Annotated in this window: 18 protein-coding genes; 6 read left to right on the forward strand and 12 right to left on the reverse strand. The window is 67.3% G+C overall.

Annotation, left to right across the window (positions count from 1 at the left end):
- Positions 1-3: 3 nt before the first annotated feature.
- The 3 genes from HH212_RS22430 to HH212_RS22435 are packed head-to-tail and all read left to right on the forward strand — an operon-like array spanning position 4 to position 2226.
- Positions 4-1236, forward strand: a complete 1233-nt coding sequence (locus HH212_RS22430) for an acyl-CoA dehydrogenase family protein (protein ID WP_170204524.1) — start codon at positions 4-6, stop codon at positions 1234-1236.
- Between the two features lie 13 nt (positions 1237-1249).
- Entirely contained in the window at positions 1250-1666 is a 417-nt protein-coding gene (locus HH212_RS27475; RefSeq protein WP_370663886.1) for an ATP-binding cassette domain-containing protein, read from the forward strand.
- Positions 1576-2226 carry a MetQ/NlpA family ABC transporter substrate-binding protein gene (locus HH212_RS22435; protein WP_370663887.1) on the forward strand — a complete coding sequence of 217 codons (651 nt, stop codon included), beginning with the start codon at positions 1576-1578 and terminating at the stop codon, positions 2224-2226. Before HH212_RS27475 ends, HH212_RS22435 begins: the two co-directional genes overlap by 91 nt.
- Positions 2227-2493: 267 nt before the next feature.
- On the opposite strand, the gene HH212_RS22440 is transcribed toward HH212_RS22435, so the two are convergent.
- The gene (locus HH212_RS22440; protein WP_170204526.1) at positions 2494-5919 is read right to left on the reverse strand and encodes an ATP-binding protein; all 3426 of its coding nucleotides are present in this window, start codon (positions 5917-5919) and stop codon (positions 2494-2496) included.
- Positions 5920-6187: 268 nt separating this feature from the next.
- Here HH212_RS22440 and HH212_RS22445 point away from each other — a divergent pair, with 268 nt between their 5' ends.
- On the forward strand, positions 6188-8065 hold the full coding sequence (locus HH212_RS22445; RefSeq protein WP_229217412.1) for an AI-2E family transporter: 1878 nt from the start codon (positions 6188-6190) through the stop codon (positions 8063-8065).
- A 258-nt stretch (positions 8066-8323) separates the two neighbouring features.
- Here HH212_RS22445 and HH212_RS22450 read toward each other — a convergent pair whose 3' ends face one another.
- From HH212_RS22450 to HH212_RS22460, 3 genes are all read right to left on the reverse strand, one after another.
- Positions 8324-9751, reverse strand: a complete 1428-nt coding sequence (locus tag HH212_RS22450; RefSeq protein WP_170204528.1) for a M20/M25/M40 family metallo-hydrolase — start codon at positions 9749-9751, stop codon at positions 8324-8326.
- Positions 9752-9840: 89 nt separating this feature from the next.
- A complete protein-coding gene (locus HH212_RS22455; RefSeq protein WP_170204529.1) occupies positions 9841-12699 on the reverse strand; it encodes a TonB-dependent receptor in 2859 nt (952 codons plus the stop codon).
- Positions 12700-13139: 440 nt separating this feature from the next.
- A complete protein-coding gene (locus HH212_RS22460) occupies positions 13140-13514 on the reverse strand; it encodes an SDR family oxidoreductase (protein ID WP_229217413.1) in 375 nt (124 codons plus the stop codon).
- Between the two features lie 145 nt (positions 13515-13659).
- Between HH212_RS22460 and HH212_RS22465 the strand changes: the two genes are divergently transcribed.
- The gene (locus tag HH212_RS22465) at positions 13660-14553 is read left to right on the forward strand and encodes a LysR family transcriptional regulator (RefSeq protein WP_170204531.1); all 894 of its coding nucleotides are present in this window, start codon (positions 13660-13662) and stop codon (positions 14551-14553) included.
- 90 nt (positions 14554-14643) lie between these two features.
- Here HH212_RS22465 and paoC read toward each other — a convergent pair whose 3' ends face one another.
- The 5 genes from paoC to HH212_RS22490 form a co-directional block, all read right to left on the reverse strand.
- Positions 14644-16845, reverse strand: a complete 2202-nt coding sequence (paoC, locus tag HH212_RS22470; protein ID WP_170204532.1) for an aldehyde oxidoreductase molybdenum-binding subunit PaoC — start codon at positions 16843-16845, stop codon at positions 14644-14646.
- Between the two features lie 13 nt (positions 16846-16858).
- Positions 16859-17812, reverse strand: a complete 954-nt coding sequence (locus HH212_RS22475) for an FAD binding domain-containing protein (protein WP_170204533.1) — start codon at positions 17810-17812, stop codon at positions 16859-16861.
- Positions 17809-18498 carry an aldehyde dehydrogenase iron-sulfur subunit PaoA gene (paoA, locus tag HH212_RS22480; protein ID WP_170204534.1) on the reverse strand — a complete coding sequence of 230 codons (690 nt, stop codon included), beginning with the start codon at positions 18496-18498 and terminating at the stop codon, positions 17809-17811. Before paoA ends, HH212_RS22475 begins: the two co-directional genes overlap by 4 nt.
- 158 nt (positions 18499-18656) lie before the next feature.
- The gene (locus tag HH212_RS22485) at positions 18657-18926 is read right to left on the reverse strand and encodes a hypothetical protein (protein ID WP_170204535.1); all 270 of its coding nucleotides are present in this window, start codon (positions 18924-18926) and stop codon (positions 18657-18659) included.
- Positions 18927-19110: 184 nt separating this feature from the next.
- The gene (locus HH212_RS22490; protein ID WP_170204536.1) at positions 19111-20424 is read right to left on the reverse strand and encodes a glycoside hydrolase family 28 protein; all 1314 of its coding nucleotides are present in this window, start codon (positions 20422-20424) and stop codon (positions 19111-19113) included.
- 333 nt (positions 20425-20757) lie between these two features.
- Between HH212_RS22490 and HH212_RS22495 the strand changes: the two genes are divergently transcribed.
- The gene (locus tag HH212_RS22495) at positions 20758-22437 is read left to right on the forward strand and encodes a GIY-YIG nuclease family protein (RefSeq protein WP_170204537.1); all 1680 of its coding nucleotides are present in this window, start codon (positions 20758-20760) and stop codon (positions 22435-22437) included.
- A gap of 65 nt (positions 22438-22502) precedes the next feature.
- Here the strand turns inward: HH212_RS22495 and HH212_RS22500 are convergent, their stop codons facing one another.
- The 3 genes from HH212_RS22500 to HH212_RS22510 all read right to left on the reverse strand — a co-directional run bounded on the left by HH212_RS22500 (position 22503) and on the right by HH212_RS22510 (position 25943).
- Positions 22503-23267, reverse strand: coding sequence for a 2-keto-4-pentenoate hydratase (locus HH212_RS22500; protein ID WP_170204538.1), 765 nt, complete (start codon positions 23265-23267; stop codon positions 22503-22505).
- A 25-nt stretch (positions 23268-23292) separates the two neighbouring features.
- Positions 23293-24576: an MFS transporter gene (locus HH212_RS22505; protein WP_170204539.1), complete on the reverse strand. Its 1284-nt coding sequence runs from the start codon at positions 24574-24576 to the stop codon at positions 23293-23295.
- A gap of 149 nt (positions 24577-24725) precedes the next feature.
- The gene (locus HH212_RS22510; protein WP_170204540.1) at positions 24726-25943 is read right to left on the reverse strand and encodes a pyridoxal-phosphate-dependent aminotransferase family protein; all 1218 of its coding nucleotides are present in this window, start codon (positions 25941-25943) and stop codon (positions 24726-24728) included.
- Positions 25944-26202: the final 259 nt, after the last annotated feature.

Raw genomic sequence — 26202 nt, forward strand, 5'->3', positions numbered from 1 at the left:
ATCATGCACCTGGCTTTTCCCGCCGCCGCCTCCGCCGACCCGGCCGATGCGAGCGCTGCCGCCGGCACGACCGGCGCCTTCGACCCGCTGGCCGCCGCCGAACGCCTGGCGGAGCGCCTGGCGGCCACCGCCGTCGAGCGCGACCGCGCCGGCGGCCATGCGGCCGAGGAGCGCGGCTGGATCCGCGATTCCGGTTTGCTGGCCTTGTCGGTCCCGGCGGAATTCGGCGGGATCGGCGCCGACTGGCAGACCGTGTACCGCGCGGTGCGCATCGTGGCGCGCGCCGACAGCGCGCTGGCGCACCTGCTGGCCTTCCACCACCTGCAGCTGGCCGGCATCCGCCTGTACGGCAGCGCCCAGCAGCAGCGCCGCCTGCTGACGCTCACCGTCGAGCAGCGCCTGTTCTGGGGCAATGCCCTGAACCCGCTCGACCGGCGCCTGGTGGCGGTGCCGACCGCCGGCGGTTATGCGCTCAGCGGCGTCAAGAATTTCGCTTCCGGCTCGGTCGGTTCCGACTGGCTCACGGTGTCCGCCTGGGACACGCTGGCCGGCGCCGCGCTGATCGGCGTGCTGCCCACGCGCCAGCCCGGCATCGAGGTGGTGGCCGACTGGGACGCCTTCGGCCAGCGCCAGACCGACAGCGGCAACGTGCGCTTCGCGGACGTGCTGCTGCCGGAAGACCTGGTACTGCAGCCGGCCACGCGCGCGCCCAGTGCGCAGGCCACGCTGCGTTCGCAGGTCGCGCAGCTGGTGCTGGTCAACCTGTACCTGGGCATCGCCGAGGGCGCGTTGGCGGCGGCGCGGCGCTACCTGCTGGAAGAAGCGCGGCCGTGGCCGGCCGGCGGCGCCGAGGCCGCCGCCGACGATCCGTTCGTGCAGCACCGCTTCGGCGAATTCCACCTGCTGGTGCGGCCGGCGCAGGCGCTGGCCGACGAGGCGGCGCGGGCGCTGGACGCCGCCTTCGCGCAGGGCGGCGCATTGAGCGCGGCCGAACGCGGCGCGGTGGCGGTGGCGGTGGCCGAGGCCAAGGTGTTGGCGCACCGCGCCGCGCTCGGCATCGGCAACCAGCTGTTCGAGCTGACCGGCGCCCGGTCGACCTCGGCCAGGTACGGCCTGGACCGCTTCTGGCGCAACGCGCGCGTGCACACGCTGCACGACCCGGTCGACTACAAGCTGCGCGACCTGGGCCGCTTCGCGCTGGACGGCCGCCTGCCCGAGCCGACGCCCTATTCCTGAGGCCGCGACGACCATGGACGAACTGTCTTCCGGCGGCGCCATGGAGGCGCCGCTGATCCGGCTGCAACGCGTGGCCAAGGCCTTCGCCGCCACAGGCGACGACACGGCGGCGTGCCAGGCGCTGCGCGACGTCTCGCTGGACGTGCACCGCGGCGACATTTTCGGCATCGCCGGCCGCAGCGGCGCCGGCAAGTCGACGCTGCTGCGCATGATCAACCTGCTGGAGACGCCCGACAGCGGCGCCGTCATCGTCGGCGGACGCGACCTGACGCGGCTGTCGCGGCGCGATCTGCGCGCGGCGCGGCGCGGCATCGGCATGGTCTTCCAGCAGTACAGCGCGTGGTCGAGTTCAACGACTACGTGCAGCCGAACTTCGCGCTGGCCGAGGGTTCGCTCGACGCCAACGTGTTCCAGCACAGCGTCTACCTGAACAAGTTCGCGCGCGACCACAAGCTGGCACTGGCGGAACTGGTGACCATCCCGACCGCGCCGATCGCCATCTACAGCCGCCGCCACCGCAGCCTGGACGAGGCGCGCGCCGGCACCACGGTAGCCCTGCCGAACGACCCCACCAACCAGGCGCGCGCGCTGGTGATGCTGGCGCAGCTCGGCTGGATCGCGCTGCGCCCGGACGCCGACCCGGTCAAGGCCTCCGAAAAGGACATCGTGCGCAACCCGCGCGGCATCAAGCTGCTGCCGCTGGAAGCCGCGCAGCTGCCGCGCGCGCTGCAGGACGCCGACTACGCCTTTGTCAACGGCAACTACGCGCTGGCCTCGGGACTGAAACTGGCCGACGCCCTGCGCACCGAGACCATCTCGCGCAACTACGTCAACCGGGTGGCGGTGCGCAGCGGCGATTTGAACAAGCCGTTCGCGCGCGACATCGCCGCCTACCGCTCGCGCGCCTTCCTGGCCTGGACCGAGCAGCACAATCCCGGCTACGCCAAGACCGATTACCAGTTGGCGATGCTGGCGCAAAAAAAGCCCTGAGTTTTGCTAGTGGTCCCCGCGAAGGCGCACTGCTGTCCAAGATAGTATTGCTGGCCTAAAGACCGTCGTCCCCGCGAAGGCGGGGACCCATGCTGAGTGCGAAAAGTTAGTATTTTTGAATCATTCTGGTGACTTCCGGGTACCAGATTCTGTTGCTCAGTATGGGGTAAAGAATGCCAGTGGCATTCTTTACCCTGCGCGGGGACGACGGTACTGGTGGCGGCATGAAGCGTGTATCCAATCACTCATGCCGGAACGACGACGTTGTCAGATAGCGGCTTCCACCAGCAACCGCTCCAGCAGCGCCAGGTCGACCGGCTTGGTCAGGTGGTGGTCGATGCCGGCCTCGCGCGAGCGGCGGCGGTCGGCTTCCTGGCCCCAGCCGGTCAGGGCGATGATCTGCAGGCCGGCGAAACGCGGGTCGGCGCGCACCGCGGCCGCCACCTGGTGCCCGTCCATGCCGGGCATGCCGATGTCGACCACCAGCGAATGCGGACGCAGCGCCGCCAGCAGTTCGAGCGCGCGCGCGCCGTCGTAGGCGCAGCTGGCGTGGGCGCCGCGGCTGCCGAGCAGCATGCACAGCGAATCGGCGGCGTCGCGGTTGTCGTCCACCACCAGCACCTTGCGCCCGGCCAGCGGCGCCGCGGCGGCGCGGGCCGGGGCCGCCGCGCCCGTGCCCGCAGCCGGCAGCGCCGGCAACGGCAGGCGCACCAGGAATTCGCTGCCCTTGCCCGGGCCGCCGCTTTTCGCCTCCACGCTGCCGCCGTGCATCTGCACCAGGCTGCGCACCATCGCCAGCCCGATGCCCAGGCCGCCCTGGCTATGGCTGCCGGCCGCCTCGACCTGGGTGAACATGTCGAACACCTGGTCCAGCTTCTCGGGCGGGATCCCGATGCCGCTGTCGCGCACCGCCACCACGACCTGGCCGCAGGCGCCGCCCTCGCCGCCGCTCCCGGCTTCGGGCCAGGCCGCCAGCTCGATGCGTCCGTGCGCATCGGTGTACTTGGCCGCGTTGTTCAAGAGGTTCGCGAACACCTGGGTCAGGCGCACCTTGTCGGCATCCAGCAGCAGCGGCTCGGGCGGCAGGCGCAGGCTGAAGGCATGGCTGGCGCGGTCGATCGCCGGGCGGCTGGTCTCGACGGCGGCAGCGAGCACCTCGGCCAGCGGCACCGGCTGGCGCGCCAGTTCGATCTTGCCGCGCGTGATGCGCGACACGTCCATCAGGTCGTCCACCAGGCGCGTGATCTGGCGCACCTGGCGATGCGCCATTTCCATCAGGCGGTCGGCCTTGCGCTGGCCGCCGGCGCGGCGCAGCATCTGCACCGCGTTGCTGATCGGCGCCAGCGGGTTGCGCAGTTCGTGCGCCAGCACCGCCAGGAACTCGTCCTTGCGGCGGTCGGCTTCCTGCAGCGCGGCCTCGGCCTGGCGGCGCGCATCGATGTCGATCGCCACGCCATACCAGTTCTCCAGGCGGCCGGCGGCGTCGCGCACCGGCACCTGGCGCACCAGGAACCAGCGGTACACACCGTCGGCGGCGCGCACCCGGTGCTCGATCTCGATCGGCGCGCCGGCCGCCATGGCGCTGCGGAACACTTCACCCGTGGCCGCCGCATCGTCCGGATGGATCGCGCGCAGCCAGCCGCCGTCCTGGGTCTGCGCGGCGTCCTGCCCGGTGTACTCGAGCCAGCGCGCATTCAGGTAGACCTGGCCGCCGCCGGCGTCGGTCTGCCACAGCAGCACCGGGACCAGGCTGGTGAAGGTGCGATAACGCCGTTCGCTGGCGGCCAGCAACGCCTGCGCGCGGATGCGCTCGGTTACCGTCCAGGTGCGCTCGGCGGTGTCGCGCACCAGGTCGACCTCGGCGTCGCTCCAGTCGCGCGCGGCGGCGCCATGCACCACGAACACCGCGGTGGGCACGCCCTCGGCGGCCACCGCCACCCTGACCAGCGCGCCCGTGCCCTGCGCCAGGCAAGCCTGGCGCTGGTGCGGTGCCAGGCGCGCGTCGATGGCGGCGTCGCGGATCACCAGCGCTTCGTCGAGGGCGCCGACGTCCGGCCAGGCCGCGCCCGGCGCCAGCGCGACGCCATGGCCGACATGCAGAATCACCTGGCCGGCGCCGACTTCGCCGACCTCGACGCGCTGCACCCCGAGATGTTCGCGCAGCAGGCGCGCACCCATGGCAATGGCATCGGCGGGGCTCTGCGCAACCCGCAGCGCGTCGCTCAGGCGCAGCAAAAAGGCCTGGCGCCGTTCGCTGTCGCGCAGCACCAGCTCGGCGTGCTTGCGCACGCTGATGTCGTCCAACACCATCGCCAGCTGGCGGCTGCCGGCGCCGCCGACGCGCGACAAGTGCACGCTGAACCAGCGGCCGTCCAGGGCGGCCGACTGGCAGTCGAAGCGCACCGGCGCGCTGCCCAGCGCTGCCAGCGCATGGCTCCGTAGCAGTTTCGGGTCGAAGCCGGGCAGCATTTCCAGGATGCGTTTGCCCGGTGCCAGCGGGACGCCGGTCTGGCGCGCGAACGCGCGGTTCACTTCCAGCAGACGCAGCCCGCCAGCGCCGTCGCCGGCATCGAACAGCACCTCGACCATGGCGAAGCCTTCGTCGATCGCGTCGAACAGCGAGCGGTATTTTTCCTCGGACGCCTGCAACGCGCGCTCGGCATGGGCGCGCTCGAGCGCCGACCAGGCGCGCGCCGCGGCGTCGTGCAGCAGCGCCAGTTCGTGCTGCGACCAGATGTGCGGCGCTGCGTATTCCACCGTCAGCAGGCGTACCAGCATGCCCTCGCGCGCCAGCGGCAGCGCCGCCCAGCCGCCGGCGCTACCGGCCAGGCCGAGCGCGCAGGCGGCGCCCAGGCGCGCGTCGGCGCCCGCGTTCTCGCTCGTCAGGCTGCGCCCGGCATGGAATTGCGTCCATAGCCGCAGGCCGGACGCCGCCAGGAACCGGCGCCGGTGCGGCTGCGGCTGTGCGGCAAGCTCGTCGACCGTCGCCGGCGCCAGCATGCCGTCGGCCGTCAATTCCCATAACACCACCGCGTCGGCGCCGAGCTGGCTGCGCAGGCTGCGCGCCGCCTGGCGCTCCACCGCGGCGGGCGCGCCCAGCGCGCGCATCTCGTCCTCGAAGCGCAGCAGGAACATCTTGCGCTCGCGGCTCTGGCGCAGGGCCTGCTCGGCGCGGCGCCGCTCGCTGACGTTCGTGAACAGCACGCCGACCTGGGGCGCGCCCCTGTCCTCGATGCGGAACACGTGCATGTCGTACCAGCCGCACAACCAGGCCGACCAGCGCTCGAAGCGCGCCGGGCGCCCGCCGAGCGCGACCCGGCCGACGACCTCGTACAGCAGCGGATCGCCGTCGCCGCTCAGTTCGCGGTAGGTCCTGCCCTGCACGCCGCGCAGACCGGTCTCGCGCTCGTAGGCCGGGTTGACTTCCAGGTGGCGGAAGTCGACGCAGCGCCCTTCGGCGTCGAACGAGAAGTCGCCCAGGATGCAGAAGGCTTCGTCGATCGAATCGAACAGGGTACGGTATTTTTCTTCCGGCGCGGCGCGGCCGGCACGCAGCAGCGCGCACTCGGCGCGCAGCGCGTCCACTTCGCCCTGCAAACGGCGCATGGCGCCCGCCTGCGCCTCGTCGGGCACACCCTGATACCCGCCCGGGCCGGAGGCGCGCTGTTCGTTGCCGTGTCGTTCGTAGTCCACCAGCGGTCTCCCTCGGACCGGGCTTGCCCCCACATACCCGGCGCATGGTGTCGAGCTTAGCACTGTCATTTCCAGTATGCCAATACATTACTGTTGGTTATGTATTTACCCGTTGCCGATGGATGACGCCCGGCGCGATGCAGCCGATTCGGTCCTGGTGGCGCCATCACGAATTGATCCACGGCCATTTTTTCGTTACATTGGAGGTTTTATGTAAGCGAACGGTCTTGCCGTTCCGAACGGCTTTCCGCGAATGCGCGATTCACCCTTGTTCAAGCACCTGAGCTCCGGCTCGCTCGTGACGGCTTCCTGTTTCCTCGGCTTGCTGTATTTCGGCCGCGACGTGCTTGAACCGCTGGCGCTGGCATCCATCCTCGGCCTGGTGATCGCGCCGCTGATCCGCGCCATGCGCCGCGTCGGCCTCGGCCAGCTGCCGGCCACGCTGCTGGCGGTGGTGCTGGTCACCACCGCCGTGATCGGCGTGGGCACGGTGCTGGCCTTCCAGCTGGTGGCGGTCACCGGCGACCTGCCCCGGTACCGCGCCGCGATCCGCACCAAGGTGGCCACCGTGCGCGAACTGACCGAGCGCCCGTTCGCGCGCCTGGAAGCCGAACTGAGCGCGGTGGCGCCGCAGGCGTCCTCCGCATCTTCCACTGCGGTGGGGCGGCGCGGCATCAATACCGTCACCGTCAGCCCGACCCAGCCGCTGCCGGTCGAGATCCGCACCCCGCGCCTGACCACGCGCGACCAGCTGGCGCGCCTGTTCTCGATGGCCTGGGGACCGATCGGCGAGGCCGGCCTGGTGCTGGTGCTGTTGATCTTCATCTCGCTGGAACACGAATCGCTGCGCGACCGCGTGATCCGGCTGGCCGGCCAGTCCGAGGTCAGCCGCACCATGCGCACGCTGGGCGACGCCGCCCAGGGCGTGTCGCGCTTCTTCTTTTCGCAGTTCGCCGTGAATTTCACCTTCGGCACGCTGATCGGCGTGCTGCTGGGCGTGGCCGGGGTGCCGCACGCGGCGCTGTGGGGCGCCCTGGCCGGCCTGATGCGCTTCGTGCCCTATCTCGGCGTGATGGCGGCCGGCATCATCATCGCCCTGTTCGTGGCCGCCATCGATCCCGGCTGGCGCATGGCGATTTCCTGCATCGTGCTGTTCGTGGCGCTGGAAGTGGTCGTCGCCAACGTGGTCGAGCCCAAGGTGTACGGCCACAGTTCCGGGCTGTCGCCGCTGGCGGTGATCCTGTCGGCGGTGTTCTGGGGCGCCATGTGGGGGCCGGTCGGGTTGCTGCTCTCCACCCCGCTGACGCTGTGCCTGGTGGTGGCCGGGCGCCACGTGCGCAGCCTGGAGCCGGTCACCATCCTGCTGGGCGACGCGCCCAGCATCAGCGGCGGCCAGCGCTTCTACCACCGGGCGCTGAGCGGCGACACCTACACCATCCTGCGCGACGCCCACGCCTACCTGCGCCGCGCCAGCTTCGCGCGCTACTGCGACCAGGTGCTGCTGCCGGGCCTGGCGCTGGCCGGGGCCGACATCCGCAGCGGCCAGATCGTCGGCGTGCAGATGACCACGATCCGCTCGACCATCGCCGTGGTCGCCTCGGCGCTGACGCCGGAATCCGGCCCGCAGCCGCGCCGCCCGTTCATGCGCCGCCGGCGCCGCAACGTCTCGCTGCTGGACGCCAACCTGGGCGCCCACCTGCGCGAGATGCGCGAGACGCGCCAGGGCCGCTGGCAGGGCTCGCTCGACGTGCCGCTGCACTCGGTGGTGCTGTGCGCCGGCCTGCCGAGCGAACGCGACGCCATCCTGAGCGAACTGCTGGTGCGCGCGCTGCGCGAGGCCGAGGTCGACGCGCGCAGCACCACGCTGGGCGACGCCGGCGACCGTCCGGGGCCGGAAAAGGCCGAGCTGGTGTCGACCGTGTTCCTGCCCTATCCGCAGGAAGACGTGCTGGAACAATGGCTGGCCGCGGCCGACATCCTGCGCGTGCATCTGCCGCAGGCGCTGCTGGCCACGATCCGCCTGCCGATCGACACCTCGACGGTGAGCCAGCCCACCATCGAGCGGCACGTGGACATGGTGCTGCGTTCGTTCGAGGAGGCGCTGGCGTTCGTGATGCCGGAAAAGACGGGGAAGAACCTGGCATAGAAAGCGTTGTAATGATCCCGCGAGTGCTCATCGGCAGCACCCCTTCTGGCCAAAAACCTTGAAACCGTCGTCCCCGCGAAGGCGGGGACCCATGCAGAGCATCAGAATTCGTCACCTTGAAACGACGGCAGCTTTTTTGAGAGTACGACTTTGGTTGTTCGGCATGGGTCCCCGCCAAGGGGGCCGCCAAGGCCGGGGACGACGAGCTGCTGGCATTAACGATATGAACGGTATGTTTCAACCGTCAAATGGAACTGCTTACCGCGCCGGCATCGGATACGTCGCCGGGCTCACGTTGCCATCCTTGTCCACCGCCTGCACCCCGAAGAACACGTTGTCCTTGGACAGGTCGCTGGTATAGGTCGTGACCTTGCCCACCGAGACGGCGCCCTGCCAGTCGGCCGCGGTGGTGTCGCGCCACACCACGCGGTAGCCGGCCACGTCCGGTTCGGCGTTGGGCGCCCAGGCCAGCTCGGTCTTGTTGGTCAGGTTCTTGGTGATCACCTTGACCTCCTTCGGCGCGCTTGGCGCCAGCGCCAGCGAGGCCAGCGAGGCGGCGTTCACGCGCGCCACGTTGGCGGCATAGTTGAAATCCATGTACTCGATCAGGTCGCCGTACTTTTTGCCGGACTCCGTGCGCAAGTCCTGGTGCTGGTGGCTGAAGTCCTCGGCCGGCTCGGTGAAGCGCACCGCCGCGAAGCCGCGCTCCAGGAACGGGATGTGGTCGCCGCCGCGCAGGTAGCGGTCGCGCCGGTTGACGATCGTGACCTTGAAGCCGGGCACGTAGCGCTCGCCGGTTTCCTTGACGTGGCGCGCCAGCTGGCGCGTGATGCTGTCGTTCTCGCCGCCGGTGGCGACCAGCGCGCGCGCGGCGTCCGACATCTCCTTCACCGGCTGCACGCCTTCGGCGAACAGGCGCACCTGCTTGTCGTCGACCTTGCCCTCGTCGCTGTGCGAGTTGCCGATGATGTCATTGTCGAACATGCCGGCCACGTTCCAGTTCTTCTCTTTCGCCAGCTTGGCCCAGTTCTCGGCGCCCAGCAAGCCCTGCTCCTCGGCCGCCACGGTCATGAACACCAGCGTGGCGTCGAACTTGTGCTTGGCCATCACGCAGGCCATCTCCATCACGGCGGCGGTGCCGGAGCCGTCGTCGTTGGCGCCGGGGGCGTCGTCCCTGGCGTTCATGACGTCGGTGACGCGGCTGTCGTAGTGGCCGCTGACCACGTAGATGCGGTCCTTCGACTCGGCCTGGGTGCCGGGCAGCGTGGCGACCACGTTGACGATCTCGGTCGGGCTCGACAGGCGCGCCATCACCGGGTGCACGTGGCTGTCGTAGGCGACCTGCAGGCGGCCGCCGGACGCCGCGCCGCAACGTTCCAGCTCGCTCTTGATCCAGCGCCGCGCGGCGCCGATGCCGCGCGTGTCGGACTTGGTGTCGGACATCGTGTGGCGGGTGCCGAAGCTGACCAGCTTTTCCACGTAGGCGCGCATGCGCTGCGGCGAGATCTCGCGCACGATGGCGTCGATCTCGGCCTGGCGCCTGGCGCCGTCGGCGGTAGCGTTGGCGGCGGCAGCGTTGGTGGCGGCGGCGGGCGCGGCGTGGGCGGTGGTACCGGCCACGGAAGCGGCCAGCAGCATGGCGGCAGCGGCAGCCTGTTTCAGGTTCGGTTTCAGGTTCTGGTGCATCGATGTTTCCTCATTCGGCAAAACGGTGGTTCTCGGGCTGGCGCGCACGCTCGCGCAGGCGCGCCGCAGGCGGTCAATGGATGACGGCGTCATTTATAACTGTATGTGGCCGTCAAGTAAATGTAGCGGCCGCGCGGATCGGCGTAGCTGACGTCGTAACCGCCCAGGAAGTTCGAGGTCAGGTTGGTGTACGGCGGGTCGCGGTCGAACATGTTCTTCACGCCCAGCGCCAGCTTGGTGTTCTTCAGGCCGGCGTACACCAGCTGCAGGTCGAAGGTCTGGTAGGCGTCCACCTTGCGCGGCTGCGAACCGGCCGGGGCCAGGTTGGCCAGTGCGTCGGTGTAGGCCTTCTGGTAGTTCTGCATCAGGGTCGCCGCGTACGGGCCGTTTTCCCAGGTCACGCTGGCATTGTGCTTCCAGCGCAGCACCACGCCGCCGGACGCGTTCAGCGCCTGGTCGAGCGAGGTGGTGTAGGTGCCGTCGGCGCCCTGCACGTCGTACTTGTCCATGTAGGTGCCGGACAGGCGCAGGTTGACGCGGTTGGCCTCGCCCAGGCGCAGGCGGTACATGGCGTCGACGTCGACGCCGGCCACCTGGGTCTTGAACAGGTTCGAGTTGGTCTGCACGATCGACAGGATCGGCCCGACGCCGGCTGCATTGCCGTCGGCCGGTCCGCGGTTGACGAACTGGGCGTAGCGCGTGGTGCGCTCAGCGTTGGCCAGGATGTAGGTCGAACTCAGGCCGCCGACCACGATCGCATCCTTCAGGTTGATGCGGAAGGCGTCCAGGCTGATCGAGGCGTTGCGGATCGGCTCCCACAACACACCGGCGGTGAGCGACAGCGATTTCTCCGGTTTCAGGTCCGGGTTGCCGCCGGTGACGGTGGTGAACTGGAAGTTGCAGTCGCGCGGCGCGCCGGTGGCCAGGTTCGGGCAGCGCACATAGTCGCGCGCGCCGTTGCCGGTGATGCTGGTGGCCTGCGGCGTGTACATGTCGGTCAGCGAGGGCGCGCGGAAGCCCTTGCCCACGGCCGAGCGCAGCAGCAGCGACTCGGCCGGCTGCCAGCGGATCGAGGCCTTCGGATTGACGGTGTGGCCGACGCCCTGGTAATTGTCGTAGCGGACCGCGACGTCGGCATCGAGCTTCCTGGCGATCGGGATGCTCATCTCGGCGTACACCGAACCGACGTTGCGCGCGCCCGTCACCGGGAACGAGTTGCCGCCCAGGCCGGCGATGTCGCCGGTCTGGATCGCCACCGACGGGTCGTATTCGAACTCTTCGCGCCGCAATTCGGCGCCCAGCGCCATGCCGACCGCGCCCGCCGGCAGCGTCCACACCTCGCGCGAACCCTTGAGGTCGACCGAGGTGGTCGAGGTCGTGGTGGCGTAGCTGGTGCCGCGGAACTCGGCGGCGCGCACCGCCGCCAGCGCCGACTGGTCGGCGGTGTCGCCGAACGGGTTGATCACGCCGCTGTTAAAGATCGGCAGCACCTTCGAGTACTGGGCATAGCCGGACAGCAGTTCCGAGTGCACCCGGCTCTGGCTGTACAGCAGCGCCGAATCCATGTCCCAGCCGGCCAGCGTGCCGCGCACGCCGCCCACCAGGCGCAGGTTTTCCGAGACGTCGAGCGTGCTGCGCGAACCGTTGGCGACGTCGCGGTAGTTCAGCAGCAGCGGCAGGCCGGCCAGGCCGTTGGCGGCGGCGAACGCGGTCGGGTAATACGGGCTGCTGGGGATCAGGATGGCGCCGCCGCGGCCGATGCTGCCGTACTTCGCGGCCACGCCCGGGTATTGCGCGATCAAGGCCGCGAACGCCGGCACGTACGGGTTGCTGGCGGTGGTGATGGCGTTGTAGGCCAGCGGCACCGCCTGCGTGGTCGAGGTGATCTTGTTCTTGGTGTAGCCGGATTCGAAGTAACCCTCGGCGCCGCCGGACAGGCGCATGCGGCCGTTGGCCATGAAGCTGGCCTTGTCGAAATCCGGCTGCAGCGACACGAACGGGCTGTTGTCGTAGCTGCAGCGGGTCGGCGAGTACGGCGACACCAGCGAGTACGGGCCGCAGTTGGGCAGCGCCGGGTTGCCCAGCGTGCCGCGGCTGTTCAAGACCACGTTGGCCGGGAACGCGATCGACGAGGTGTAGTCGTTCTGCGCCGCCGTGTTCAGGCGGCTGGCGAAGGCGCGGTCGGCACCGAAGATCGGGTCGGTCTTTTGCACGGTGGCGCTGGCGGTCAGGTTCCAGCCATCCTCGTCCATGCGGCCCCAGCCGGCGAACACCGAGGCCTTGCGGTCGCGCCCGAGGCGGTCGCTGGTCTGCCCGTAGTTGGCGCTGGCTTCGACGCCCGTAAAATCCTTGCGCAAAATAAAATTGACCACGCCGGCGATGGCGTCCGAGCCGTACACGGCCGAGGCGCCGTCCTTGAGCACTTCGACCCGCTCGATCGCCGCCAGCGGGATGCTGTTGACGTCGACCGAGGAGCCGGCGGCGCCGGCCGAGCCGCCGCCGTACACCGCGGTGCGGCGGCCGTTGACCAGCACCAGCGTGCGCGCGCTGCCCAGGCCGCGCAGCGAGACGGTGGCGATGCTGCCGCCGCCGTAGCCGGTGGCGTTGGCCACCGTGGTCGAACTGCCGGCGCTGGAGAGCGAACTCAGTTGCTTGACCAGTTCCTCGGTCGAGGTAGCGCCGACGCGCTCGATGTCCTCGCGTTTCAGGATCTGCACCGGCAGCGCGGTCTCGCCGTCGATGCGCTTGATCGACGAGCCGGTGACGACGACGCGCTGCACGTTCTGGCCGGCGTCGGCGTTCTGCGCCAGCGCGGTCGGCGCCAGGGCGAGCGTGCCGAAGGCGGCGCCCAGCAGGACGAGCGATGGCTTCAGATGCGTCGAAGGCTTCGGACGCGGCGACGGTGTCAGGCGCGCGGTAGATTGTGGACGGATGGATGGCACGGACATGCGGAACGACTCCCTGGATACGTTAAATGGCGGCGATGCAGATGACGCGGAAGGTTTGCGGGCAGCAGCCGTGAACCGGTCCCGGTGACGGGCAGGTTCGGACACGCCGGTGGGCATGTTCTGGTGTCGTCTCCAAGAGGGGGCTGCTGTCCTGGTCCGTGGTGACGTGCCAAGCACCCGGCCGGCTGGTGGCCGGCGCGGTGGTTCCCTCGATGCGGCAAGCCGCTGTTCTTGCTTTTTTGATTTCTTGAAAAAATTATAGTCTTGATCGAATGCAAAGTTATCCAAAAGGGATAAGTTTTTTGCACGAGATTGGAATGGTTGTGTCGTTACAACGCAAGACCTTGGAATGGATAAGTGAAACGGCACGGCGCGGTGCAAAAAACCGGGCCGTGCCGCTGGAAGCCGGGTCGGCGCCCGGCAACGCCGGACGCCACGGTTCACGCCCTCACGCCGTCTGCCCGCCGTCCGCCGTCCGCCACGATCGCGGCGCCGGTGACGAAGGAGGCGGCATCGGAACACAGCCACAACACGGTTTCGGCGATCTCCCCGGGCGTGCCGAAGCGGCCGATCGGTTCCTGGGCGATCGCCTCGCGGCGGCCCTCGGGCGTGGCGCCGGTGAAGCGGTCCATCATCGGCGTGTCGATCATGCCCGGGCACACGGCGTTGATGCGGATGCCGGACGCCGCATAGTCGAGCGCGGCCGACTTGCTCAGGCCGACCACGCCGTGCTTGGCGGCGGCATAGGCGCCCTGCCCCTTGAATCCCTTGACGCCGGCATGGTCGAAGGCGGATGTGATGGGTAAGAACGCCATGCTAGACCCGCGACGCGGCGCGGCCGTATCGTGCATTGCCTGGGCTTATGAAGAACCGTCATGAATCCGGCGCACCATTAGGATATTCCACGCAGGAATAGCAAACTGTGTATGATGCCGGCATTCCGATTCGACTGGACGCGGCATGGCCCGAAACGATATCAACGACATCCTGGTCTTCTTCGCCGTCGCCCGCGAGCGCAGTTTTACCCGCGCGGCGGCCAAGTTGGGGATGACGCAATCGGCGCTCAGCCACATCATCCGCGCGCTGGAAACGCGGCTGGGCGTGCGCCTCTTGATGCGCACGACGCGCAGCGTGTCGCCCACCGAGGCCGGCGAGCGCCTGCTGCAGAACGTGGCGCCGCGGCTGGAAGAGATCGACGCCGAGATCGCGGCGGTGAGCGACCTCGGCGGCAAGCCGGCCGGCACCGTGCGCATCACCGCCATCGACCATGTGATCGAGGAAGTGCTGTGGCCGCGCATCGCGCCGCTGCTGCCGCAGTATCCGGACCTGCACGTCGAGATCAGTTCCGACTACCGGCTGGTGGACATCGCCGCGGAGCGCTACGACATCGGGGTGCGCTACGGCGACCAGGTCGACAAGGACATGATCGCGGTGCGCCTGGGCGCCGACGTGGCGATGCGCATCGTCGGCGCGCCCGGCTATTTCGAACGGCGCCCGCTGCCCGCCTCGCTCCAGGACCTGATGAAGCACAACTGCATCGTGCTGCGCCTGCCCAGCAGCGGCGGCCTGTATGCCTGGGAACTGCAGCATGACGGCCAGGCGCTGGAAGCGCGCGTGCGCGGCCAGGCGGTGTTCACCAACGTCTACCACATGCTGGACGCGGCGCTGAGCGGCTGCGGGCTGGCCTTCCTGCCGCTGAGCATGGTCGACGAGCACGTGCGCGCGGGGCGGCTGGTGAGCGTGATGGAGGACTGGTGCCCGGCGTTTCCGGGGCTGCATGCGTACTACCCGAGCCGGCGCCATGCGTCGCGCGCGCTGGCGCTGGTGATCGACGCGATCAGGTACAAGGATTGACCGAAACGGCCGGCGAAAACCGTGCGTAGGGCGGACGGGGAACCCGCCTCGCCGGCCACGTCCACCCTACGTATCGACGCCAGCCCGGTGTCAGGCCACTGCCGGCATTTTCACCAGCAGCTTGTCGAGCGTGACCGGATACTCACGCACGCGCACGCCGGTGGCGTTGTAGATGGCGTTCGCCACCGCCGCCGCCACGCCGCAGATGCCCAGTTCCGCCACGCCCTTGGCCTTCATCGGCGACGAATACGGATCGACCTCGTCCAGGAACACCACTTCCTGGTGCGGGATGTCGGCATGCACCGGCACGTGGTATTCCGCCATGTCGTGGTTGACGAAGTAGCCGATGCGCTTGTCCACCACCAGGTCTTCCATCAGCGCCGCGCCGACGCCCATGGTCATCGCGCCGATCACCTGGCTGCGCGCCGTCACCGGGTTCAGGATGCGCCCGGACGCGCACACCGCCAGCATGCGCCGCACGCGCACCTCGGCGGTGGCGGCATCGACCGCGACTTCGACGAAGTGGGCGCCGAAGGTCGATTGCTGGAATTTCTTGTCCAGGTCGCCGTATTCCATCGTGTCCTCGCCGGTCAGCTCGCCCTGCGCGGCCAGCTGGCGCAGGTCCTGCGACTTGCCGCCGCCGCGCACCGCGCCGTCCGCGAACTCGGCCTGGGCCGGGTCGATGCCGGCCTTTTGCGCGATCGCTTCGCGCAGCTTGACGCAGGCCGCGTACAGGCCGGCGGTCGAGCTGTTGCCGCCGAACTGGCCGCCGGAGCCGGACGACACGGGATACGCGGAGTCGCCCAGGCGCACCGTCACGCGCGCCAAAGGCACGCCCAGCATCTCGGCCGCGGTCTGGGCCAGGATGGTGTAGGAACCGGTGCCGATGTCGGTCATGTCGGTTTCCACCGTCACGCCGCCGTCGCGCTCCAGGCGCACGCGCGCGCCCGACTTCATGTTCTTGTTGTCGCGGAAGGCCGCGGCCATGCCGTAGCCGATCAGCCAGCGCCCTTCGCGCATTTGCCCCGGCGTGGCCTTCCTCTTGTTCCAGCCGAAGCGCTGGGCGCCCTGGCGCAGGCAATCGACCAGGCGGCGCGTCGAGAACTTGCGCTCCGGGTGCTCGGGGTCGACCGTGGTGTCGTTGATGACGCGGAAGGTGACCGGGTCCATCTTGAGCTTCTCGGCCATTTCGTCCATGGCGATTTCCAGCGCCATCATGCCCGGCGCTTCGCCCGGCGCACGCATCGAGTTGCCTTCCGGGAGATCGAGGCCGGCCAGCATCATGCGCGTCAGGCGGTTCGGCCCCGCATACAGCAGGCGCGACTGGTTGACCGCGGTTTCCGGCTTCCCATCCGGCAGGTTGCCCGACCAGCTTTCGTGGGCGATGGCGTTGATCTTGCCTTCGCGCGTGGCGCCGATGCGGATGCGCTGCAGCGTCGCCGGGCGGTGCGTGGTGTTGTTCATCATGAGGGAGCGCTGCAGCGCCACCTTGACCGGGCGGCCGGCGGCCCTGGCGCCCAGCGCCGCCATCAGCGCTTCCGAGCGCAGGAACAGCTTGCCGCCGAAGCCGCCGCCGACGTAGGGCGAGACCAGGCGCACCTTTTCTTCCGGCACGCCGAGCGTCTTGGCCAGGTCCTTCTTGCCCCAGTTGATCATCTGGTTCGAGGTCCACAGCGTCAACTTGTCGCCCTCCCACGCGGCGATCGAGGCGTGCGGCTCCATCATCGCGTGCGACTGGTCCGGCGTGTGGTAGGTAGCGTCCAGCTTGACCGGGGCGCTGGCGAAGGCGCCCTCGAAGTCGGCCACCTTGCTTTCCGGCTTGTCCTTCTCGTCCGGCTTTTTCGCCGCGTTCTTGGCGGCGTCCAGGTCGTACACGCCCTGCACCTTGGCGTAGTCGACCTTGACCAGCGCGGCGGCGGCGCGCGCCTGCTCGAAGGTCTCGGCCACGACGATCGCCACGGCCTGGTGGTAGTGCTGCACGTCCGGGCCGGCCAGCAGGTGCGCGGCATTGTGCTCGCCCTTGCCCAGCTTGCCAGCGTTCTCGTGGGTGACCACGGCCAGCACGCCGGGCGCGCGGCGCGCGGTAGCCGTGTCGATGGCATTGATGCGGCCCTTGGCGATGGCGGAACCGATGACCCAGCCGTAAGCGGCGTTCGGCGCCGCCTTGTGCTGCTCGTACGCGTAGGGCGCGGTGCCGGTGGTCTTCAACGGGCCGTCGATGCGTTGGTGCGGCTTGCCGACCACCTTCAGGCGGTCGATCGGATTGGTGGTGGCGGGTGTGGTGAATTTCATAGTCGTCGTCCGGTTAAGCTTTGCGGGCTTGCGCCAGCACCGAGGCCAGGGTGCGCTGCACCAGCGGCACCTTGAACGCGTTGTCGTCGGTGGTGTGGGCGCCGGCCAGCAGCGCGTCCGTGGCCGCCTTGGCGCCATTTTTGATTTGCTGGTCGGCGGCCGGCACGCGCCATGGGCGGTGGGCGACGCCGCCGACCGCTACGCGGCCGCTGCCGTCCGGCTGCACCACCGCCGCCACCGAGATCAGGGCGAAGGCGTACGAGGCGCGGTCGCGCACCTTCTGGTAGTAATGCTTGCCGCCCAAGGGCTTGGGCAGCGTCACCGCGGTGATCAGCTCGCCCGGCTGCAGGTTGTTCTCGATGTGCGGGGTGTTGCCCGGCAGCCGGTAGAAATCGGCGATCGGGATCGTGCGGCGTGCGCCGTCGGCGCGCACCGTTTCCACGCCCACGTCCAGCAGCTGCATCGCCACCGCCATGTCGCTCGGGTGGGTGGCGATGCACAACTCGCTGGTGCCGACGATGGCGTGGTTGCGGGTATAGCCGCCGATGGCCGAGCAGCCGCTGCCCGGCGTGCGCTTGTTGCACGGCTGGTAGGTGTCGTAGAAATACGGGCAGCGGGTGCGCTGCAGCAGGTTGCCGGCGGTGGTCGCCTTGTTGCGCAGCTGGGCCGAGGCGCCGGCCAGCAGCGCGCGCGACAGCACGGCGTAGTCCTTGCGCACGCGCGCATCCGACGCCAGGTCGGTATTGCGCACCAGCGCGCCCACGCGCAGGCCGCCGTCCTGAGTCGGTTCGATCTTGTCCAGGCCCAGGCCATTCACGTCGATCAGGTGGGTCGGCGTCTCGATCTCCAGCTTCATCAGATCGAGCAGGTTGGTGCCGCCGGCGATGAAGCGCGATCCCTTGTTTTTCATGGCCGCCGCGGCAGCGTCGGCCGGATTGGCCGCGCGTTGGTAGGTGAATGCCTTCATGCCTTGGCCCCCTTCACGGCGGCGGCGCCACCGGCAACGTCGGTGATGGCTTCCATGATGTTCGAGTAGGCGCCACAGCGACAGATGTTGCCGCTCATGCGCTCGCGCAGCTCGTCGATCGACAGCAGCGGTTTCGCGTTCAGGTCGCCGGTGACGTGGCTCGGGATGCCGCGCTTGATCTCGTCCAGCGCCGCCACCGCCGAACAGATCTGGCCGGGGGTACAGTAGCCGCACTGGTAACCGTCGTGCTTCACGAAGGCGGCCTGCATCGGGTGCAGCTTGTCGGGCGTGCCGAGGCCTTCGATGGTGGTGATCTCGTCGCCTTCGTGCATCACCGCCAGGCTGAGGCAGGAATTGATGCGGCGGCCGTTGACCATCACGGTGCAGGCCCCGCACTGGCCCTGGTCGCAGCCCTTCTTGGTGCCGGTCAGGTGCAGGTGTTCGCGCAGCACGTCGAGCAAGGTGGTGCGGGTGTCGAGTTCCAGCGTTTGCGGCTGGCCGTTGACGCGGAGCGTGACCTTGCCGGTGACCGGCGCCGGCGTGGTGGCCGCTGCCGCCGGGGCGGCGGCGGCCTGGGTGCCCGACTGCGCATGCGACATGGCCGGCACGGCGGCGACGGTGGCGCCGAGCGCGCCGCCGATCAGCAGGCCGCGTCGGGTTGGGTTGATATCGGTGGCGTCATCCATGTGACTTGTCCTTTTATCTGGCAAAAGGTTTCATCCTATGCCGTGATTGAAATCAAAAGCGCGCGCGACAACAGACCGTATCGCAGGCAGTCAATTGATCTTACGACAAGTCGAGCAGCGCACTTATGCAGGGATTCGCATGGGCTTATGTTGCCGGCTCATGAGTCTCCTGACGCTTTCTCGTATCGAGCTTGCAGTTCGGCCACCAGGGAGGCGCTCCCTTCGACCGAAAGACCCATGTAGGTTTCGCTCTCGATGATGAGCCGCCCTCCCGGACCGACGGCTTCCCATTGGCGCACGTCCTGGGAACCGATGATGGCGCTCCAGCGATGCCGAAAGGTGTACTGCAGGTCGCTCAAGGCGACTTTCAATTGGGCAAGGGCAGCGTCGTCGTACTCATCTGCGACGACCCATGTTTCTACTTGCATCGTATTTGCTCCATGGCCGCCAGGGTGCCTAAGCTTGCCTGTGAAGATGCTTGCACAAACAGCGCCGAGCATGTCAACCAGCCGGCCGCTCGGCCGGCTGGTCCTCGGGCTGGTGCACCGCGCGCCACGCCATCATCGCCAGCGCCGCCTCGCCTGCCAGCAGCGCCCATAACCAGGCGCGCCGCTACAGCGATACCGGATTGCCGTTGACGACCACGTTTTCCAGGCGCACGCCGCTGGCGCCGCTCACGTCCAGCCCTGCCTTGGCCAGCTGCAGGTCGACGTCCTTGAGCACGATACCGTCGATGCGGGTCTGGCCAGGATTCGGCTTGATCGTTCCCAGCGCGCCGAAGCGGCCACGGATGCGGGAGAGCGTCACGTTGCGCACCACCGACTGCGGCGGCGCGGCGCCGCCCAGGTCGACATACTGGGTCCACGGCTGCATGCCGATGACCGACCCGCGCGTGGAATCGAGAGCGATGTTGCGGAAATGGATGTCTTCGTAGCGCTGCGGCGTGTCCGGCCGCAGCTTGAGCACCGCCACCATCTCGACGTCCAGCGCGGTGCAGTCCTCCACCACCACGTCGCGCACGACCGTCGCCTCGCTGCCGAGCGTCATCACCGAATGGCCGCGCCGGAACACGCAGTCGCGCACGCGGATGTGCTCGACCGGCGGACTGTCGCGGTCTTCCAGCGCGCGCGGGCCCTTCGATCCCTTGGCGGCGATGCAATCGTCGGTGACCGAGAAGTGGCAGCGCTCGATCGTTACGTTGCGGCAGCTGTCCAGGTCGATGCCGTCGGTACTGGGCGCCTGTTTATAATCGTCCGGCACCTCGAAGCGGGCGCCGCGCACCGTCACGTCCTCGCAGCGGTACAGGTGCAGGTTCCAGAACTGCGAATCCTTGAAGGTCACGCCCTCCACCACCACGCCGCGCGAACGCTCGATCAGCGCCAGCCGCGCGCGCGCCACGTCCAGGTTGCGAAAGTTGTGCGGGTCCGGCGCGGCCCGGCGCCGCTTCCAGAACTCGTCCCAGATCGGCCGGCCGGCGCCGTCGAGCGTGCCTTCGCCGCCGATGCGCAGGCCGTCACAGCCGTCGGCATTGATCAGGGCGGGATTGAAACGCTCCTGGAAGTGCCCCTCGATGCGCGTGCGTCGCGGCGGAAAATTCGCCATGTCGGTCGAGCAGCGCAGCACCGCGCCGCGGTCGAGCTGCAGGTGCACCTTCGGCTTGAAGAACAGCGCGCCGCTGACGAACACGCCGGGCGGCACGCGCACGGTGCCGCCGCCGCGGGCGGCGAGGCGGTCGATGGCCGACTGGATCGCCCTGGTGTTGACGGTGGCGCCGTCTGCGATGGCGCCGGCATCGGTGATCGGAATAACGGGTACCTCGGACGATGCGGCGGCGGCGCGTGCCGCTGGGTGCCACAACGGCGCAGCAAGCAGCGACAGGACGAAGCGGCGGCGCATGTGCACGGTCGATGGGACAAGTGATGTCAATTTCAATGTAGCCTCCAGCCGGTGAAGCGCTTGCCGCGGGTGCGGCAGGCAAGCGTGCTGGGAGCGTAGCCGAGGGTTGGGGTGGAAAACAACTGCGCCGGTAGAGTAATCACCGGGTTGATTTTTCCGGCGGGGGCGCCGCTGTGCCCCGATAGTACACTCCGCCACAAAACAATAAAACCTGCCGCGACAACCAAGGACTATCGTAGGAGCGTACATGACGCTGGCAGCGGATTTTGTAATGCTTCGGGATAATTAGTGAGAATTGGTGTTGCTCTAGCGTATAAGATGTGAGGTTTAAAACATCACGGCACACCGTTGGAGCCAAATCTCATGACCATCTTTCTCTCCATTCTGTGTGCCATTTTAATCGGCCTGTTGCTTCGTCAACACATCAAGTGGACAGTCAAGCAGCAAGAGTCGACAACGAAACTCGCTGCTGCCCAGGCTGAAACAGCCTCGCTTACTCGAGCACGAGACGATGCGCTTGTGCTAAATCGCACTTTGCGTGATGAAGTTGAGTGCCTCGCGCCGTTCCGCGAAGTCAAAGACGCTAGCCGAAAAGCTGAGGAACTACGTATGCAGGGAGCAGAGTTCTTTGCAAATGCTAAAGCCGATGCCAAAGACGTGGAAAGCAAGGCCCGGGCAGAGGCTGAGCAGATCGTTGCAAGAGCCAAGGCCGAGGTGTCGAATCTCAAAAATGCTGCTGAGGTAACGATCCAAACGCGGAAACTTGAGGCCGAAACCTTGGTGACAAATGCGGCGCGACACGCCGAAGAAATAATCAAAGCGGCGCAAGAGCGGGGCGAACAAATCGCCGGCGACGCATACAAGGCTATGAACGAAGCCGCGTCACTGAAGCAGGTCGCAAAAGCAATGCAGAACGTAGTCGATGGCTATGGAGATAAGTACTTAAAGCCCACGATTAGTCTGATTGACGATCTCGCAGAGGATTATGGTTTCGAAGAGGCAGGGCAACAGCTCAAAATTGCGCGCGAGCGCAGTAAGCGCATGATCGATGGGGGGCAGGCTGCAGCGTGTGACTATGTAGAGGTGTCGCGCCGCGACACTGCAATCCGCTTCGTTATCGATGCCTTCAATGGTCGCGTCGATTCAGTACTATCTCGGGCGAAGTCCGATAACGTTGGTACGCTCGAGCAGCAGATTCGCGATTCTTACGCCCTCGTGAACCATAATGGATCGGCGTTCCGTAATGCGCGGATTATTGAGCATTTTCTGCAGGCTCGCCTGGACGAACTTAAATATGCCTGCATGGTACATGCGCTGCGCGAACGCGACAAACAAGAGCAGCGCCGTATTCGTGAGCAAATCCGTGAGGAGGAAAAGGCGCGCCGTGAAATCGAGCGCGCTTTGAAAGATGCTGCCAAAGAAGAGGATGCCCTGCAGAAGGCGATGGCCAAGGTGCAGGCCCAGGTAACGAAGGCTAACGACGAGCAGCGCGCCGCGTTCGAAGCGCAACTCGAGGAATTACAGGCGAAACTCAGCCAGGCAGAGTTTAGAAACCAGCGTGCGCTGTCGATGGCCCAGCAGACGAAGGCCGGCCATGTGTATGTGATCTCTAACATAGGCAGCTTCGGTGAGCATGTCTACAAGGTCGGCATGACGCGGCGCCTAGAGCCGCTTGATCGGGTCAAGGAGTTGGGCGACGCCAGCGTGCCATTTGGTTTCGACGTGCACGCGATGATCTGGTCCGAAGATGCGCCGCAATTGGAGTCCCGGCTGCACAAGATATTTGTGTGCGCCCAGGTGAACAAGGTCAATCCGCGCAAAGAGTTCTTCCGAATTCCGCTTGGCGAGATTCGCGGATACTTGGAGCAGCAGGGTATCAACGCTAACTGGACGGTTGCTGCGGCGGCGGCCGAGTATCGTGAGACGCTTAAATTGGAACGTCAGCTTGCTGAGAATCCGGCAACTGCAACCGAATGGTTGAATTACCAGCTTTCGGCCGCAGACGAGCAGCAAACGGAACTTATCGAAGCCGTCAATGAGTAAGACAGCCGGAAAGAGAGGCGACGATCTCAGGATGTTCGTACACAGCCGCCCCTCCCTGCCCCGGCTCAGACGATCTCGAACCGGATCGGCGGCAAACCGGCGATGCTGGCCGACACTTCCCCCCTTTCCTTGGCAAAGAACATGCCGGTATACGACCCGGCAGTGATCACCGTCCCCGCCGGCAGCGCCAACCCCTGCTCCGCGCAGTGTTTTACCAGCCAGTGCAGCAGCCGGCGCGGATCGCCGGCCGGATTGGCACCGGCGCCATTGAACACGTCCCGTCCGTTGACGTTCAGCACCGCCTGCGGCGTGCGAAAGTCCAGATCGCGGTCGTAGTCGACGAACTCGCCCACGACCAGCGCCCCATGGTTCTGCAAGTCGGCCAGCTGGTTCAGCTTGGGCACGTCGGGCCAGCCTTGCAGCCGGCTCGACACGATCTCGACCGAAGCCGCGATGCCGGCAATGCTGTCCAGCACGTCCTGCTCGCTCAGTGTGGCTGCGTCTGCCGCCAGGTCGTGCTTGAGGCGGAACATGATCTCGACTTCGAGGCCGAGCACCGGAAACTCGTCCAGCCGGATGCGCGCCGGCGCCGCATGGATGCTCTTCGACGGCAGTGGCGCGCCCTGGATCGGGCCGTCTTCCGACTTGGCGCCGATCTTCCAGCCGCCGATGCTCAAGCCCTGCGCAGCCAGGAAAGCGCGCTGGGCGGCGTAGGCGTCGGCGCCGCTGTCCGGTTCCAGCGCCGCCGGCACGGCGGTGACGGCATGGCGGGCGTAGGTAGTGGCCAGGAGCTGGCCGAGCTGTTCTTGGGTGTTCTGTGATGTCGTCATTGGTTTCGGATAAAAGTAGGAATGCTCAGGTCCCGGTACGCATGGCCGCTTCGGCGGCGGACGAGGGAATCGGCTGGAACTTGCTGTCCGGCTGGATACGCGCGGCCAGGAACACGCCGATCCCCATCAGCACCATGCTGCCGATGAACGGCAGTTCCCAGTTGCCGGTGCGGTCGATCAGGTAGCCGGACACCACCGGCGACAGGATCGCGGCCATCGCCGAGCCGGTGTTCATCATGCCGCTGGCAGTGCCGGAGTATTCCGGCGCGATGTCCATCGGGATCGCCCACATCGGGCCGATCGTCATTTCGGCGAAGAAGAAGCCGGCGCTCAGGCTGAGGATGGCCACGTGGGCATCGTGGGTCACCAGCATCGGCAGCAAGGATAGCAAAGTCAGCAGCATACACACCGACACCATGTAGCTGCGCGCCTTCTTGAGGCTGCCGGTGCGGGTCAGGATGCGGTCGCTGACGATGCCGCCCAGCGTGTCGCCGATGACGCCGGCGAAGAACACGCCGGACGAGAACAGGGCCGACTTCTTCAGGTCCATGTCGTAGTTGTGCAGGAAGTACTGGGGAATCCAGCTGAGGAACAGCCACAGGGTCCAGCCGTAGCAGAAGTAGACCAGCGCCACCGGCATCATGCGCCGGAATAGCGGTCCCCATGGGACGTACGTATTTCTTTTCTTCGGCTTGGGCAGCGCGGCCAGCTCCTCGCGCGTGATGAAGCGGTGGTCGGCCGGTTCCTCGGTGAACACCCACGACCACAGCGCCACCCACACCAGGCTGATGATGCCGCAGATGAAGAAGGACTGGCGCCAGCCGTAGGCGGCCATCACGAACACCACCGCCGCCGGCGCCACCGCGTTGCCGATGCGGGAAAACGCGTGCGTCAGGCCCTGGGCGAAGCCGCGCTTTTCCTTGGCGACCCAGCGCGACATGGCGCTGGTGGCGGCCGGGAAGGTGGCGCCTTCGCCGAAGCCGAGCAGCAGGCGCGCCGCCAGCAGCGAGATCAGGCCTTCGGCGTAGCCGGTGAGGATGGTGGCGGCGGCCCACAGGGTGCCGCAGAAGATCAGCGTCTTGTGGGCGCCGAACTTGTCGCTGACCCAGCCGCCGATGATCTGGAACACGAGGTAGGGATAGGCGAAGGCGGAAAAGACCAGGCCGATCTCCGTCTTGCTGAGGTTGAATTCCTTGCCGAATCCGGAAGCGGCGGTACTGACGTTCACCCGATCAAGGTAGGTGATGAAATACATCAGGCAAAGCATCAATAGAACGACGTTGGTCGCCCGCAAACGCAGAAATCGCATTACTGTCTCCTGGTTGATCCGGCCGACCGCTGTCGAGCGCTGTCGTGTGGCCGTGTCCTCTGCGGGACGCATGCGCGGCCGGATTCCTGCACACGGCGCCGGCGCGAGGATCTCCCGTGCCGGCGCCAGTTCTCCATCGGGTCCCCGGTTCAGGCAGCCTTGAGCTGGTCCGGCGCCACCGAAGCGCTCAGCTCGGCCATCGCCGCCTGCACCCCGCTGCCCGCCAGGGGCACGCCGGCCAATTTGAGGCCCATCTCGCAGCCGGCCAGCGTCGCCATCAGGGTCAGGTCGTTGGCTTCGCCCAGGTGGCCGATGCGGAACATCTTGCCCTTCATCTTGCCCAGGCCGGTGCCCAGCGACATGTTGAACTTGTCGTAGATCAGCTTGCGGATGGCGTCGGCGTCGACGCCCGGCGGCGTCATCACCCCCGTCAGCACCGGCGAATACACGGCCGGGTCGGCGCACTGGATCTCCAGTCCCCAGGCCTTGACTGCGCTGCGGCAGGCGTGCGCCAGGCGCTGGTGGCGCGCGAAGGTGTTGTCCAGGCCCTCGCCCAGGATCATGTCGATCGCCTCGGACAGGCCGTACAGCAGGTTGGTGTTGGGCGTGTAGGGCCAATAGCCGGTGGCGTTCATCTCGATGATCTCGGCCCAGTTCCAGAACGCCTTCGGCAGCGTCGCCGTCTTGCTGGCCTCGATGGCTTTCTTGGAGACGGCATTGAAGCTGATCCCCGGCGGCAGCATCAGGCCCTTCTGCGAGCCGGACACGGTGACGTCCACGCCCCACTCGTCGTGGCGGTAGTCGGCCGAGGCCAGGCCGGAAATCGTGTCGACCAGCAGCAGCGCCGGGTGGCCGGCGGCATCGATGGCGCGGCGCACCGCGGCGATGTCGGAGGTGACGCCGGTGGAGGTCTCGTTGTGCACCACGCACACCGCCTTGATCTCGTGGCCACTATCCTGGCGCAGGCGCTGTTCGATCATGTCCGCCTGCACGCCGCGGCGCCAGCCTTCGATGCCGGGCAGGCCGAGGAATTCGGTTTTGAGGCCGAGCGCTTCCGCCATCTTCTTCCACAGCGTGGCGAAGTGGCCGGTCTCGAACATCAATACGTGGTCGCCCGCACTCAGGGTGTTCACCAGCGCCGCTTCCCAGGCGCCGGTGCCGGACGCCGGGTAGATGACGACCGGCTGCGCGGTCTTGAAGATCTTCTTGATGCCTTCCAGTACCTGCAAGCCCAGCGCGCCGAATTCGGGACCGCGGTGGTCGATGGTGGGATAGCTCATCGCCCTTAGGATGCGGTCGGGCACCGGGCTCGGACCCGGGATTTGCAGGAAATGGCGACCGGCGGGGTGGAAATCCAGCTTCAACATGTACTCCTCCATGAACAGTAACTGCTGCGTTTTGTATTTTGCATGCAAAATCACTCTAACAGCTAAATCCGGCAGCGACAACGCTTATTTCAGTCGTGCAGGAGTACGTACGGAAACGGCGGCGATCCAGTATTTCCTGCAATGCTCGCCTACTGCCAAGCCCCGAAAAGCCACGTTTTGCCATGGTCCGGCGTCATCTTGCTCCGTACCAATTCGCATAGGGTGCTAAAATGCCATCGAATACACAGCAACAGGTTTT

Origin of the sequence: Massilia forsythiae, from assembly GCF_012849555.1 — a bacterium.
GTDB classification, from domain to species: domain Bacteria; phylum Pseudomonadota; class Gammaproteobacteria; order Burkholderiales; family Burkholderiaceae_D; genus Telluria; species Telluria forsythiae.